This window comes from Rhizobium sp. BIGb0125, from assembly GCF_024810055.1.
GTDB lineage: Bacteria > Pseudomonadota > Alphaproteobacteria > Rhizobiales > Rhizobiaceae > Agrobacterium.
Map to the genome: position 1 here is coordinate 461,384 of NZ_JANUDV010000006.1, position 12,964 is coordinate 474,347.

Annotated in this window: 13 protein-coding genes, 1 tRNA gene and 1 pseudogene; 8 read left to right on the forward strand and 7 right to left on the reverse strand. The window is 55.6% G+C overall.

What is annotated here, in order from left to right; genetic code table 11:
- Positions 1-9: 9 nt before the first annotated feature.
- Positions 10-1,266, reverse strand: a complete 1,257-nt coding sequence (locus M2418_RS19210; protein ID WP_259148634.1) for a sarcosine oxidase subunit beta family protein — start codon at positions 1,264-1,266, stop codon at positions 10-12.
- On the reverse strand, positions 1,263-2,663 hold the full coding sequence (locus M2418_RS19215) for an aspartate ammonia-lyase (RefSeq protein ID WP_259148635.1): 1,401 nt from the start codon (positions 2,661-2,663) through the stop codon (positions 1,263-1,265). Before M2418_RS19215 ends, M2418_RS19210 begins: the two co-directional genes overlap by 4 nt.
- Positions 2,664-2,849: 186 nt before the next feature.
- Between M2418_RS19215 and M2418_RS19220 the strand changes: the two genes are divergently transcribed.
- Positions 2,850-3,830, forward strand: a complete 981-nt coding sequence (locus M2418_RS19220) for an asparaginase (RefSeq protein WP_259148636.1) — start codon at positions 2,850-2,852, stop codon at positions 3,828-3,830.
- Here M2418_RS19220 and M2418_RS19225 read toward each other — a convergent pair.
- A complete protein-coding gene (locus M2418_RS19225) occupies positions 3,818-4,819 on the reverse strand; it encodes a LysR family transcriptional regulator (RefSeq protein ID WP_259148637.1) in 1,002 nt (333 codons plus the stop codon). The genes M2418_RS19220 and M2418_RS19225 overlap by 13 nt on opposite strands.
- 185 nt (positions 4,820-5,004) lie before the next feature.
- Between M2418_RS19225 and M2418_RS19230 the strand changes: the two genes are divergently transcribed.
- The 6 genes and pseudogenes from M2418_RS19230 to folD all read left to right on the forward strand — a co-directional run bounded on the left by M2418_RS19230 (position 5,005) and on the right by folD (position 9,030).
- Positions 5,005-5,160: a hypothetical protein gene (locus M2418_RS19230; RefSeq protein WP_259148638.1), complete on the forward strand. Its 156-nt coding sequence runs from the start codon at positions 5,005-5,007 to the stop codon at positions 5,158-5,160.
- Between the two features lie 18 nt (positions 5,161-5,178).
- A pseudogene (locus tag M2418_RS19235) lies at positions 5,179-5,835 on the forward strand (transporter substrate-binding domain-containing protein); the annotation flags it as partial.
- A gap of 59 nt (positions 5,836-5,894) precedes the next feature.
- The gene (locus tag M2418_RS19240; protein WP_259148639.1) at positions 5,895-6,653 is read left to right on the forward strand and encodes an amino acid ABC transporter permease; all 759 of its coding nucleotides are present in this window, start codon (positions 5,895-5,897) and stop codon (positions 6,651-6,653) included.
- Positions 6,650-7,336 carry an amino acid ABC transporter permease gene (locus M2418_RS19245; protein ID WP_192490911.1) on the forward strand — a complete coding sequence of 229 codons (687 nt, stop codon included), beginning with the start codon at positions 6,650-6,652 and terminating at the stop codon, positions 7,334-7,336. Before M2418_RS19240 ends, M2418_RS19245 begins: the two co-directional genes overlap by 4 nt.
- 9 nt (positions 7,337-7,345) lie before the next feature.
- Positions 7,346-8,095, forward strand: coding sequence for an amino acid ABC transporter ATP-binding protein (locus M2418_RS19250; RefSeq protein WP_305852560.1), 750 nt, complete (start codon positions 7,346-7,348; stop codon positions 8,093-8,095).
- On the forward strand, positions 8,095-9,030 hold the full coding sequence (gene folD, locus M2418_RS19255; protein ID WP_259148640.1) for a bifunctional methylenetetrahydrofolate dehydrogenase/methenyltetrahydrofolate cyclohydrolase FolD: 936 nt from the start codon (positions 8,095-8,097) through the stop codon (positions 9,028-9,030). Before M2418_RS19250 ends, folD begins: the two co-directional genes overlap by 1 nt.
- A gap of 170 nt (positions 9,031-9,200) precedes the next feature.
- Here folD and M2418_RS19260 read toward each other — a convergent pair whose 3' ends face one another.
- Positions 9,201-10,067: an aldo/keto reductase family oxidoreductase gene (locus M2418_RS19260; protein ID WP_259148641.1), complete on the reverse strand. Its 867-nt coding sequence runs from the start codon at positions 10,065-10,067 to the stop codon at positions 9,201-9,203.
- A 120-nt stretch (positions 10,068-10,187) separates the two neighbouring features.
- Here M2418_RS19260 and M2418_RS19265 point away from each other — a divergent pair, with 120 nt between their 5' ends.
- Positions 10,188-11,087: a LysR family transcriptional regulator gene (locus M2418_RS19265; protein WP_259148642.1), complete on the forward strand. Its 900-nt coding sequence runs from the start codon at positions 10,188-10,190 to the stop codon at positions 11,085-11,087.
- Positions 11,088-11,112: 25 nt separating this feature from the next.
- Here M2418_RS19265 and M2418_RS19270 read toward each other — a convergent pair whose 3' ends face one another.
- The 3 genes from M2418_RS19270 to M2418_RS19280 form a co-directional block, all read right to left on the reverse strand.
- On the reverse strand, positions 11,113-11,598 hold the full coding sequence (locus M2418_RS19270) for a hypothetical protein (RefSeq protein ID WP_259148643.1): 486 nt from the start codon (positions 11,596-11,598) through the stop codon (positions 11,113-11,115).
- Positions 11,599-11,733: 135 nt separating this feature from the next.
- Positions 11,734-12,318 (reverse strand): TetR/AcrR family transcriptional regulator, encoded by a 585-nt coding sequence (locus M2418_RS19275; protein ID WP_192490916.1) that lies wholly within the window; start codon positions 12,316-12,318, stop codon positions 11,734-11,736.
- Between the two features lie 552 nt (positions 12,319-12,870).
- Positions 12,871-12,947 (reverse strand) — tRNA-Met (locus tag M2418_RS19280).
- Between the last annotated feature and the right edge of the window lie 17 nt (positions 12,948-12,964).

A 12,964-nucleotide genomic window follows, 5' to 3' on the forward strand; every position in this document is an offset into this window, starting at 1 on the left:
GATGGAACCTCAATGGGCGTTGGGTTGCGGGCCTGCGCCCTTTTCGTCGATCTGGTAGCCGCGTTCGAAACGTTCCAGCGTGAATTCGGCGTTGTCGGGGTGCGGTTCGCCCTTGGCGATTGTCCAGGCAAAGCAGTAACCGGAGGCAGGCGTTGCCTTGAAGCCGCCGTAGCACCAGCCACCATTCAGCCAGAGCCCCTCAACCGGCATCTTGCCGATGATCGGCGAGCCATCCATCGACATGTCCATGACCCCGGCCCAATGACGCAACAGCCGCAGTCGCGACAGCGACGGCATCAGCGCCTTGGCACTGTGCAGCGTATGTTCGACAATCGGCAGGCCGCCGCGCTGGGCATAGGAGTTGAAACCGTCGATATCTCCACCAAGCACCAGTCCACCCTTGTCGGACTGGCTGATGTAGAAATGAGCGGCACCGAAGGAGATGACGCTGTCGACCAGTGGCTTCAGCGGCTCGGTCACAAAAGCCTGAAGAACATGGGTTTCGATTGGCAAACGCAGGCCTGCCTTTTCCGCCAGATGGCCGGTGTGACCGGCAACGGCAAGTGCCACCTTCTTGGCGCGGATCGGTCCACGGGACGTTTCCACACCGACAATGGTACCATTATCCCAGATATATCCGATCACTTCGCATTGCTGGATCAGGTCCACGCCGTGCTGGTCTGCGCCACGCGCAAATCCCCAGGCAACCGCGTCGTGACGGGCTGTTCCGGCCCGTGGCTGGTAAATCGCGCCATGGATCGGGAATCTGGCATTGGGCGAATAGTCGAGGTAGGGCAGTCGGCGCATCACCTCTGCCCGGTCGAACAGTTCGGCGTCGATACCATTGGCACGCATGATGTTGCCGCGGCGGCGGGCAGCATCCATCTGCCCCGGAGAGTGGCAGAGATTGTACTGACCACGCTGTGAGATCATGACATTGTAGTTCAGGTCCTGGCTCAGGTTCTCCCAGAGCTGCATCGACCGCTCGTAGAACATCGTATTGCCGGGCATCATGTAATTGGAGCGAACGATCGTGGTGTTACGACCGGTGTTGCCACCGCCAAGCCAGCCCTTTTCGATCACGGCGACATTGCGGATGCCGTGCTCCTTGGCAAGGTAATAGGCTGTTGCCAGGCCATGGCCGCCGCCGCCGACAATGATCACGTCGTAGCTTGGCTTCGGCACCGGATCGCGCCAGGCGCGGGTCCAGTTCCGGTTGCCACTCAGGCCGTGGCGTAAAATAGACAGGGCAGAATAATGACTCATGCGATCTCCTCGCGGTAATCGGTACTTTCGCGCACCACCGTGAGCACTTCGTCATTGCTCAGCAGGCCGCGTTCTATGGCTAGGTCTATGAAAGGGCGGCGCTCTATTGCTGATGCCTGAACAAGGCGGGACACCTCGGCGTATCCGAGCTTGGGCACGAATACGGTGGCCAGCGCCGATGATTGCATCAGGTTTTTGAGCGATTGTTCTTCGTCGGCTTCTATGCCGGCGATGCATTTGTCTGCGAAAATACGCGATGACCTGGCCAGCAGCTCGATGGAATCGAACAGGCGCGAGGCGATGACCGGTTCAAAATGGTTGATTTCCAACTGGCCCTGAAGGGCAGCCAGCGACACCGCTGCATCATTGCCGACCACGGCAAATGCAACCTGCTGCATCATCATCGGCAGGACAGGATTGACCTTGCCTGGCATGATCGAAGAGCCCGGTTGTACCGAGGGTAGCTTCAGTTCACCAACACCGCTGTTGGGACCGGATGACAGGATGATCAGGTCCGATGCAATCTTGCCGATGACCTCGCCACAGATGCGGATTTCCGACGAAACACGCGCGAAAGCATCGGCATTTTGCATGGCATCGAACATGTCATCGCCGGGGCGCACATCCGCGCCGACGATCGCCTTCAAATGCCGGTAAACGGCTGAGCGGTATCCCGGCGCAGAACCCAGCCCCGTGCCAATCGCCGTGCCACCCAAAGGCAGAACAAGCATGTCTTCGCGCGCTTGCGACAGCTTGCTTTCCAGACGCCGGATTGAGGCGGCATACCCGCCAAAGGCCTGCCCCAGCCGCATGGGTTGAGCCGCCTGCATGCAGGTCCGCCCTATCCGCAAAATATCCGCAAATTCAGTGGCTTTGACTTCGAGACACGCAGCGAGATGACCAAGAGCCGAAATCAGCGACGAAGCCTTGTCATAGACCGCCAGCTTGACGGCAGCGGGCAAAACATCATTGGTGGATTGCCCGGTATTGACGTGATCATTGGGGTGAATGCGGCGATAATTACCTGGCTCATCGCCCAATATCTGCAAGGCACGATTGGCGATCACCTCATTGACGTTCATGTTGATCGACGTACCACCGGAGCCCTCCAGCAGATCGACGATGAACTGGTCGGAATGCAAACCGCATTCGATTTCTTCGGCCGCCTTATCGATCGCCTGCGCCACATCGCGTGGCAATATGCCAATGTCGCGATTGGCCGCAGCGGCAGCCCGCTTGATCTGCGCAAGCGCCTTCAGCAGCTCCGGCGCATCACCCAATTTGTGAAAGGAGATATCGAAGTTCTCCTGTCCACGCAGCGTCGCGACCCCATACAATGCTCCGCAGGGTAACTCGCGTGCTCCTAGGCTGTCTGTGTCGGTTCTGGTATTTGGCATGGAGGTTCCAAAGTCCGTTCGTGTGATGCCGCAGCATCGCAAACTTCAGGAACCATTTGAACCGAATAAGCGAGACTTAAATTAATTCACTTATTGGCATTAATTCATCTAATAGTATGGGTGAGCTCGTTGCAAAACCGCTGTGAAGATTTTTATGTCGGACACACTCAAACGGCGGAGCAACACATGCTGGCAAAGATCGCATTCATCGGCACCGGTGGGACAATTGCATCCATTGGAACAGACCAGTTTGACCTTCTGGATTATAACGCTAGTCAACAACGGCTCGATGCGGCAGCGCTGATCGAGCGTATTGGCATTCAGGGGACGATCGCCGATATCAGGCCGGTCAATTTTCGCCAGATCGACAGCACGGCAATTACATCAGGTGACTGGGCAGATATGACGGACCTCTGCTACCAGCTGGCTGAAGATATCAGCTTGCGCGGTATCGTGATCGGCCATGGTACGGCGAGCCTCGAAGAAACCGCATGGGTTCTGTCACTGGTTCTGGACCTGAAAATTCCTGTCATTCTCACCGGGTCGATGCGGCCTCTGACGGGAATTTCGACCGATGCCCATGCCAATCTTGCTGCTGCACTGCGTGTGACGATCGCGCCAACGACAGGACCTGGCGTGTTTGTGGTCATCAATGACGAAATCCACGACCCAAAAACGGTCACCAAAACCCACACATTACGGCTGGGTGCCTTTCAGTCTCCCTGGGCTGCTCCGGTCGGATACGTCGATGGCACGGAGGTCAGGTTTCAGCAGGTAAGCAAACGCAAAAATGAGACCTTCGCACGCGATCTGCTGCGTGAAATGCCACGGGTGGATATCAGCTATAGCCATGTCGGCGCTGATGGATATGCGATACAATCCTTTGTTGCGGCAGGCGCAAAAGGCATTGTTTCTGCGGGTTTCGGACCGGGAATGGCAACGCCTGCAGAAACGGCTGCATTACATGAAGCGGTAAAAGCTGGTGTTGTTGTTGTGCAATCGTCCCGCACCGGTGCGGGGCTGGTGGTCGATAGCGCCCACCATCAAAGCCTTGGCATTATTGCCGGCGGCGATATCAATCCCCAGAAAGCGCGCATCCTTTTGTCACTTTGCCTGGCCGCTGGTTACAGTCACGGTGACATTGCAGAGGTGTTTCACTCGCTCTGATCGCCCTCGAGAAGCGGCGGTTTCCAGATCATCTCACCCGCCGTTTCAGCGAGCCACGGAATGTGGCTAACGATGAGAGGCAATGTGTGCTTTACCAGCATCTGGCGGGCCGCTTCCGCCACCCGTGGCCCCAATGTGTCAAACTCGCCGCGTCTGGTGACCAGTGTCAATTCGCGGGAAAATCCGGGGCTTGGCAGTGGCAGCACCGAAAGCGCCGGCATGTGAATGGCGCCCTGAACGAGGCAGAGAGGCGTGGTGATGGCCACGCCAACGCCACCGGCTACCATTGCCAACAACGAGTCCGAGGTGTCGAACGACAACACCTGCGGGTGTTCGATGCGCAGTCGTCTGAGATGCCGCTCGACCTGCATGCCCATGTGCGAACGTGAACTGTAGCGAATGAGCCGGTGTTCAAACAGCAGATCCCTGAGCGGCTGGTTGCGCAGCGCGTCCCCCCAGGCAACCGGCGCGACAAGAACGAATGGCTCCCGGTAAAGCGGGAAACGCATCATCTCATCCAGCTCGTCCATCGGGTCCGAGGTGATCGCTGCATCGATCTCGTGACGCATCAGGGCGTCGGTGTGTGAGTGTGCAAGGCCTGAGAAGGCTGTCACGCGCAGCGCGATTGCACCCTCCATCAGGTCGCGGATCAGCACTGGACCGACAGATGAGGCAAAGGTGTCGACCATGCCCAATCGCAGGTCCTGCCGTTCGGGCCGCCTTGCCGTTGCCCTCACCTCTTCAATCGCTCGCTCGGCGCGATTGGCAATCTCGCGGATATGAGCCACCAGCACCCGCCCCGCCTCCGTTGCAACAAGCGGACGCCGGTCGCGATGAACAAGCGTCACCTCGACTTGCGCTTCAGCGCGCTTCATGGCTTGAGAGACTGCCGATTGGGTCATGCCCAACTGCGCGGCGGCGGCACTCATGCTGCCTTGTTCGATCACAGTTGCAGCAATTTCCAGAGCGTGCAAATCCGGTAGGGGCATCTGCTTAGTTTACCTGAATTAATCTTTGTCAGTAATATGACTACTACTCGCAAATCACCATTGAAGCAACGGCCGCAATTGGAGACATTCCACTCACATCAGCTTTCCCAGTCGCAACAACAAAAATGCAGACGACACCGATGCCTGAAAGTGATGCAAACAAACTGTTCAAAAAGGGGAACGAAATGTTCAAACTGAAAGCAATTTTTCTGGCGACAGCCTTCGCTTTCGTTGGTTTTTCCGCATCGGCACAGTCCTGCGGTGACGATACATTGTGCAAGGTCAAAGCCGCAGGTGTCCTGAAGGTCGGCACCAAAGACGACTACGTGCCTTGGTCCTAACGCGCCTCCGATGGCAGCTTCAAAGGCATGGAAGTCGATATCGGCAAAAAAATTGCTGAAACCCTCGGCGTCAAGGCCGAATTCGTCAAAGTAACCTCCGCAAATCGTTTCGAATTTCTGGCGCAGGGCCAGATCGATCTGATGATTGCCTCCGCTTCCGATACCGCTGAACGACGCAAAGTTGTCGCTTTCGTTCACCCGAATTATTATTCGTCCGGTTACACACTCCTGCTTCCAAAAGCCGTCACGGCAACAGAGTGGTCGCAGCTCGCTGACCAGACCGTCTGTGCAGTACAGGGTGCCTGGTACAACAAGCCTGCGCAGGAAGAGCTGAAAATGAAGGTGCTGGCTTTTGCCGGCACGGCCGAAACCGAGGCCGCGATGACGCAGGGACGCTGCATTGGTCTGCTTGAAGACGACAACCAGATCAACGTTCGTCTCTCCAACCCGAAATGGGCCGAGTACCAGAAGCCACTGTCGAGCCAGGCAGACACCCCATGGGGCATGGCGGTCCGCCAGAGTGACCAGTTCGCTCCGTTCGGCCTGTCAATTTCCGGCATCATCTCCGAAATGCACCGTGATGGCACGTTGCTCGCACTCGAAAAAGAGCATGGTATCGCAAACTCTGCCTTCCTCATCAAAATGCACGATGCTCTGAAAGATCACGTCAACTGATCCTTGAACCGTAAACAGTCCGGAGCGCCAATGCTCCGGACAGCACTGAGGATTGGGCTGTGATTACAGACATCCAGACATTTTTTCGCGATCTGGCGGCATCGGGGATCAATCTTACGATTTTCTATGACGCCTTCGACTTCGACCGTTTTACCACCGGTCTTGGCAACACCTTACTCCTGATCCTGGTCAGCGCATTTTTCTCCATCGTCATCGGTGCGGCCTGCGCCGCAATCCTGTCGCTTTCCACGGGATGGCCGACAAAAATCATCCGGGGCTACGTCGCACTGTTCCGCAACACGCCACTCATCGTGCAGATGTATTTTTTCTATTTTGCGATCGGCAGCATCATGCCGGTGGGTCGCAGTGAGATAGGTCTGCCCCAACCCTTGATTGGCAGTTTCAGCTGGGCGGTGATTTCGCTTTCACTCTATTCTGGCGCATTTAACACCGAGACGTTTCGTGCCGGTGTGGGTGCTGTCCATGGCTCCTATCAGGAGGCAGCTTTTGCACTCGGCTATAACAAACGCCAGGCATTCGTTTCTGTCACGGTGCCGCTGGCGTTGCGTTTTTCCTTTGCATCTCTCGCCAACAATCTGGTCGATCTGACGAAAGCAACAACCGTCGCCTATGCCGTTGGTGTCGCTGAACTCCTTTACGTTTCCAACCAGATCTGGTCCGATTCCCTCAACACCATCGAAATGATGAATGTGATGCTGGTGATCTACCTGATCCTGACCGGGGCCGTCGTCGTCATCATCAACAGGGTCGAAGCCGCCATGCGCCTGCCCGGCTTTGGACTTGGAGACGGACAATGAACCAGACCAGCATTCTCCCCCAGATTCTTGAATGGATGCCATTCGTTCTACAAGGTTTTGGGCTCAACATTCTCATGAGCCTGATGGCAATCGCCATTGGCACGGCCATCGGTACGTTTCTGGGCTTTGGACAATTGTCGCCCAGCATGGCGGTTGGGGGGCCATCAAAGCTTGCCACACAGCTGTTTCGCAACGCGCCTTGGCTGGTTCTGTTATTCTACTGCATCTTTCTCATTCCCTATCAGGTGAATATTGCAGGCATAACCATACAGTTGCCGAGCTGGCTGCGAGCAACCATCGGCTTTTCTTTTCCGGTCGCGGCCAATTTCTCCGAAATCGTACGCGGCTCGGTCAACTCGGTCCCACGTGGACAGTGGGAAGCCGCCGAGGCACTTGGTTACAGCCGCCGTGCAACACTGTTCAGGATCATCCTGCCCCAGTGCATCACACGCATGGTTCCTCCGTGGATGAACCTCTATGCGCTTCTGCTGACAGCCACCCCCCTGTCGATGATTGTTGGTGTTGAGGAAGCTCTTGGTCGTACCCAGGCAGCTGTGCAAGCCCAGAGCGACTCCCGGGTGCTGATCCCGATGTATCTCGCTCTTCTCACGATGTTCTTTGTCTACACATGGCCGATCAATCGACTGTCGTTGATGCTCGAACGCCGCTTCCGCACAAAATGAGGTGCTGACATGACTATTAATTCGAATGCGAAGCCATTGATTTCTCTTCGTGGCGTCCGCAAGTCCTTCGGCACGTTTGAGGTACTTCGTGGCATCGACATGGATATTCGCAAGGGCGAAGTTGTGGCGATCATCGGCCCATCCGGTTCCGGCAAGTCAACGATCCTGCGCACCATCAATGGGCTGACACCGATCAATGAAGGCACCATCCAGGTTGGCGACATCAATGTCAGTGACCCGAAGCTCGATCAGGTCAAGTTGCGTCATCGCGTTGGCATGGTGTTCCAGCAATACAATCTGTTTCCGCACAAGACCGTTCTGGAAAATGTTGCCATGGCACCAATTCAGGTGCTGAAGCAGCCACGCAAACAGGTGGAAGAACGGGCTCGCAGGCTGTTGTCCGAAATGCGCCTGCCCGACAAGGCGGCGGCCTATCCCGGCGAACTGTCCGGAGGTCAGCAGCAACGTGTGGCCATCGCCCGCGCACTTTGCATGGAGCCTGAGGTCATCCTGTTCGACGAAGTGACGGCAGCGCTCGATCCTGAGATGGTCAAGGAAGTGCTCTCGGCCGTGCGTAAAGTGGCTGAAGACGGCATGACATGTATCCTCGTGACCCATGAAATGGGTTTTGCCCGCGAAGCTGCAGATCATGTCTACTTCACCGACAAGGGCGTGATTGTCGAACATGCACCGCCGGCCGATTTTTTCACCAAGGCCAGCGATCCACGCACCAAAGAATTCCTGTCCAAGGTGCTGTGATGTCGAGGATCATTGATGGGAAATTGTTCGCGCAGCGGTTGCGTGAATTTATAGGCCAGCAGGTTGCGATTATCAAAACCGAGCACGGTGTTGTGCCGGGTCTGGCCACCATATTGGTGGGACAGAATCCAGCTTCCGAAGTCTATGTGCGCAACAAGGCGCGCCAAACTGTTGAAGCCGGCATGGCGTCGTTCAAGCATACGCTTGATGCCACCATATCGCAGGCAGAGCTACTGGGACTGATCGCAGAACTGAACGCAAATGAAGACGTCCATGGCATTCTCGTTCAACTGCCATTGCCCGCGCATATCAGTGCCGAGCGCGTGATCAACGCGATTGATCCGCGCAAGGATGTCGATGGTTTCCATGTGTCAAATGTCGGCATGCTGGGAACCGGCCAGCCGGCCATGCTGCCCTGCACTCCCTTGGGCTGCATGATGCTGCTGCGCGAGCAGTTCGGTTCGTTGACAGGAAAAAACGCACTGGTGGTTGGTCGCTCGAACATCGTTGGAAAACCGATGGCGCAACTGCTTCTGGCCGATGATTGCACCGTCACCATTGCCCATCGCTACAGCGAAAATCTTGAGGAACATTGCCGACGCGCCGATATTCTGGTGATGGCCGTCGGCAAACCCCAGATGATCCCCGGCACCTGGATCAAACCCGGCGCGACTGTGATCGATGTTGGCATCAACCGCATCGAACGCAATGGCAAACCAACCCTTGTTGGTGATGTTGATTTTACGTCCGCATCGGAAGTCGCGGGCGCCATCACCCCGGTCCCGGGCGGCGTTGGCCCAATGACCATTGCCTGCCTGCTGTTAAACACGCTGACGGCATTTTGCCGTTCGAAGGGTATGCCTGAACCTGCCAATTCTGGCCTTGAATTGGTCAATGGCATCGGCGTAATTCAGGAGTTCAAAAAAGCCAGCTGATTTGAGCGTTTCGGATTACGTTTTGATGCAACTGAGAACGCGATTGCTTCGACGATAGGCCAGCTCGTAAGGTAAGGTTCTGTTACCGCAATGTTCGGTTCCGAACCAGGCAGCATAAATACGGTTTATGCCGTATATCCCATGCTGCCCGGTTTTGTTGCATGCCCTTTTCAGGCAGCCATTTTGTCCAGTTCGGCGAGAGCATCGCCAGGAAGCTCAATGTTCTCTACCGCGAGATTCTCCCTCAGATGAACTCGCGAGGATGTGCCGGGGATCAACAGAATGTTTTGGGAGCGCTGAAGAAGCCAGGCGAGAGCCACTTGCAATGGTGTCGCTTCGATCCGAGCCGCAACATCCGACAAGGCTGCAGATTGCAGTGGCGAAAAGCCACCGAGCGGGAAGAACGGCACATAGGCAATTCCTTCTGTGCCAAGCTTTTCAATCAACGCATCGTCGCCACGATGGGCCAGATTGTACTGGTTCTGAACGCAGACAATATCGGTGATCTTTTTTCCGTCGTCGATCTGTTTTGCGGTGACATTGGACAAGCCAATATTTCGGATCAGGCCCTCGCGTTTCAGGTCTGCCAGCGCTTCGAGCGGTTCATCGAGAGAGCCTTCCGCAGGGCCATGGACATCGAACATGGCGCGCAGATTAACCACATCCAGAACGTCCAGAGCGAGATTGCGAAGGTTGTCATGCACCGCCTGCGTCAGGTCTTCCCGCGAAAAGGCCGGGTTCCATGAAGCGTCCGCGCCGCGCGTTGCACCGATCTTCGTGACGATCACAAGGTCGTCACCATAGGGATGAAGTGCTTCACGAATGATCTGGTTGGTGATGTGCGGTCCGTAAAAGTCGCTTGTGTCAATGTGATTGACACCGCTCTCGATCGCCTCTCGCAAAACGGCAATGGCTTCCGCACGATCGCGAGGCGGACCGAACACACCCTTGCCCGCAAGCTGCATTGCGCCGTAACCGAGCCGGTTTACTGAGCACCCACCGAGGATAAAGGTACCGGATTTTCCAATTGAAGTCATGGCGTTGTCTCCTGTTTCGAGTTCCAAAGTAAGCGCCTGACATAGAGGTCACAATCCACTAAAATCCGGACATGCTGTCCGCATAGCCGGACAATCTGCAGTCAGAGACAGGAGAGCCGGATGCGAGAATTGGCCGATGTTGAGGCTTTCCTACTGGTCGCACGTGCGAAAGGCTTTCGTGAGGCATCGCGTGTCAGCGGAACGAGTCCATCCTCCCTAAGCGATGCCGTCAAGCGGCTTGAAGCTGATCTCGGGGTACGGTTACTAAACCGCACAACACGCAGCGTGTTGCCAACTGAGGCTGGGCGCGCACTGATGGAACGTTTGGGGCCTGCCTTTTCCGAAATCACATCTGCACTTGATCAGGCAACCAGCCACGGAGACCGCCCGGCCGGTTCGTTGAAGCTTAATGTCCCAGCCAGCGCTGCCAGGCTCGTTCTACCACGCATTGTGCCGGCTTTTCTGGCCACCTATCCGGACATCAGGCTGGAGATCGTCACAGAGGAGAGCTTCGTTGACATCATTGAAGGCGGTTATGACGCCGGCATCCGGTACGATGAGCGCCTGGAACAGGACATGATTGCCGTGCCGATCGGCCCGCGTGTGCAACGTTATGCCCTCGCAGCATCACCCTCCTATCTTGCAGCACGCGGCACACCCCAAACCCCGCACGACCTTCTGTCGCATGATTGCATCCGAGGGCGCTTTTCAGGCCGCGCCATACCCGCCTGGGAATTTGAGCGCGATGGAAAGGAGCTGATAATCGAGCCTAGTGGTAATCTGATCGTGCAGTCCGGTGGCGCCACCGATCTTGGCGTTGAAGCTGCAAAAGCTGGCCTTGGCATCATTTATCTGTTTGAAGACTGGCTGAGACCACACTTCGAGGACAAAACGCTTTTACCAATCATGGAAGACTGGTGGCTGAGCTTTTCTGGCCCGTTTCTCTACTATCCGGGCCGTCGTCTGGTTCCATCTCCGCTCCGCGCCTTTATTGATTTCGTCAAGGCAATGCCGCGATGACATCCCGCAAAACACAATTGTTTCTTCAACGCGGTTTGTTGGCGTACCGCGCCAGATAAACGAACTGTGTGATGAGCCCAACGACAAAGATTGCGGCCACAGTTCCAACAGCGACTTTCAAAATGATCGAATCCGGATCGGCCGCAATCGGGTGTCCGTCTGGCACTCGCCGCAGGGTCTCGGAGACTGAAGGCACCATGAGCAGAAATACCGAAAGGCTCAACAGGAATGTCTCAAGATACTTTTGCAGACGGCCCAGAATACTCAGCCGATGCACGGTGTAGCCGCCGATCAGACACAGCAGGGTAACGACCGCAATGACCGGACTGACGGGTGCCTTTGCCACGAGGAAAATCGTCAGGCTGCCGATCAGCATACAGATGAAATAAATGCGTCCGGCAAGACTGTTTGGCTCGATGCGCCCAAAGCGAAAAATCATGTAAGCCGCAGCGGGTATTGCTGGAAGGCTGCCCAGAGTGTGGAGCCAACCCAGTGGTGTTATTCCAAACATTTCAGGTCCTTTCGATCTGATTTCACGCCCATTTGCCAAGGCAGCTTCACGGATTTGAAGATTTACCATCCTACTAGTTGGTAGATCGATTGAGAAAATTTGCCGGCTAGTTCCTCGGGCACTTCCGTTTTGGGGTCATTGTTTTGGTTTCAATGCGTCAAACGTCGCTGACATGATCATTGAGAATTTCTTCGCGTCGCCATAGGCGCGCGCGGACAGCATGGCACCATGGACAGTGGCCATAAATAGCTCCGCCTCCACCTCAGGTGTCCGCGAAATATCGATTATACCCTGTTGCGATGCGCAATCGAATGCCCGAGCCATCCACCCTGACAGAACTCGAAAATATGCTTTGACTTCAACGGCGACTTCGGGCGGCAGCAGCGGCAGTTCACCTGCCAACAGGGCACAAACGCAAAATGGCCGACTGCCATCACTTATGCATGTCGCCCAATGGTCGCTATAGGTGCGCAGTTGCTCGATAGGGTTGGTCACGTTGCGCTCGATCTGCGCGATGCCGGTTTCGGCATCCCGTCGGTATCGACTGACAAGTGTTTGAACCAGATCGACTTTGCTTGGAAAATGATGGTGGATACTCGCTTTGCGAATACCGACGATGTCGGAAATATCCGCATAGCTGAAACCATTGTAGCCGCCTGACACGATGAGGTTTTGGGCGCAGTCGAGGATGTGATCGTATGTGGAAACAACATTGGTCATGAGCAACACCTACCTACTAGTAGGTTTGTTGTCAATTCGTCGAAACACGGTGTTTGTTCCGAACAACTGACAGGCACGTGGAGATAATGCAAATTTATCCTTGTGAGTGTTGCCTCTAATGCAGCCGCTGAGGTCGAGTCATTCGGCCGCTTCGGACACAGGAAGGAAAGGATAACGGATGTCTACAACACGCCACGCCCAATCGATCAAGGCAAATGGACGGACATATTGTGGGCTAGTGAGGCCAACTGTCGTGGTCTGCTTTGATGGTTGCGACCCGGCCTTATTGTTGCCTCCACCGACTGGTGCTTCTGAGCGAGCATGTTTTGCGGGCGTCGCCTTGATTTTCTTGCGGCGTGTTTGCCATTGGTTATTGAGCGTTTTGTCGCCGACGGTTTTTCCAGGCTTTGACTTTCGCATTGAGCAGCTGTTGGCGTCCTTGGTCGTTGTGTCTTGAGAAGGGTTATTTTCGCGGGCGCGTAGGCGCCGCCAATGGTCTGCGGTTTCTTTTAGTTTTGAGATTTTGTTTTTTGGGGGGATGTTTTGGTGATTTGGTTGCGGGGGCAGGATTTGAACCTGCGGCCTTCAGGTTATGAGCCTGACGAGCTACCGGGCTGCTCCACCCCGCGTTACCAGGTTTTTGCCA

Coding starts and splice junctions, on each gene's coding strand:
- M2418_RS19210 (WP_259148634.1), bottom strand. CDS start 1,266: ATGAGTCATTATTCTGCCCTGTCTATTTTACGCCACGGCCTGAGTGGC.
- M2418_RS19245 (WP_192490911.1), top strand. CDS start 6,650: ATGAACCAGACCAGCATTCTCCCCCAGATTCTTGAATGGATGCCATTC.
- M2418_RS19275 (WP_192490916.1), bottom strand. CDS start 12,318: ATGACCAATGTTGTTTCCACATACGATCACATCCTCGACTGCGCCCAA.
- M2418_RS19265 (WP_259148642.1), top strand. CDS start 10,188: ATGCGAGAATTGGCCGATGTTGAGGCTTTCCTACTGGTCGCACGTGCG.
- M2418_RS19215 (WP_259148635.1), bottom strand. CDS start 2,663: ATGCCAAATACCAGAACCGACACAGACAGCCTAGGAGCACGCGAGTTA.
- M2418_RS19220 (WP_259148636.1), top strand. CDS start 2,850: ATGCTGGCAAAGATCGCATTCATCGGCACCGGTGGGACAATTGCATCC.
- M2418_RS19230 (WP_259148638.1), top strand. CDS start 5,005: ATGTTCAAACTGAAAGCAATTTTTCTGGCGACAGCCTTCGCTTTCGTT.
- M2418_RS19270 (WP_259148643.1), bottom strand. CDS start 11,598: ATGTTTGGAATAACACCACTGGGTTGGCTCCACACTCTGGGCAGCCTT.
- M2418_RS19225 (WP_259148637.1), bottom strand. CDS start 4,819: ATGCCCCTACCGGATTTGCACGCTCTGGAAATTGCTGCAACTGTGATC.
- folD (WP_259148640.1), top strand. CDS start 8,095: ATGTCGAGGATCATTGATGGGAAATTGTTCGCGCAGCGGTTGCGTGAA.
- M2418_RS19260 (WP_259148641.1), bottom strand. CDS start 10,067: ATGACTTCAATTGGAAAATCCGGTACCTTTATCCTCGGTGGGTGCTCA.
- M2418_RS19250 (WP_305852560.1), top strand. CDS start 7,346: ATGACTATTAATTCGAATGCGAAGCCATTGATTTCTCTTCGTGGCGTC.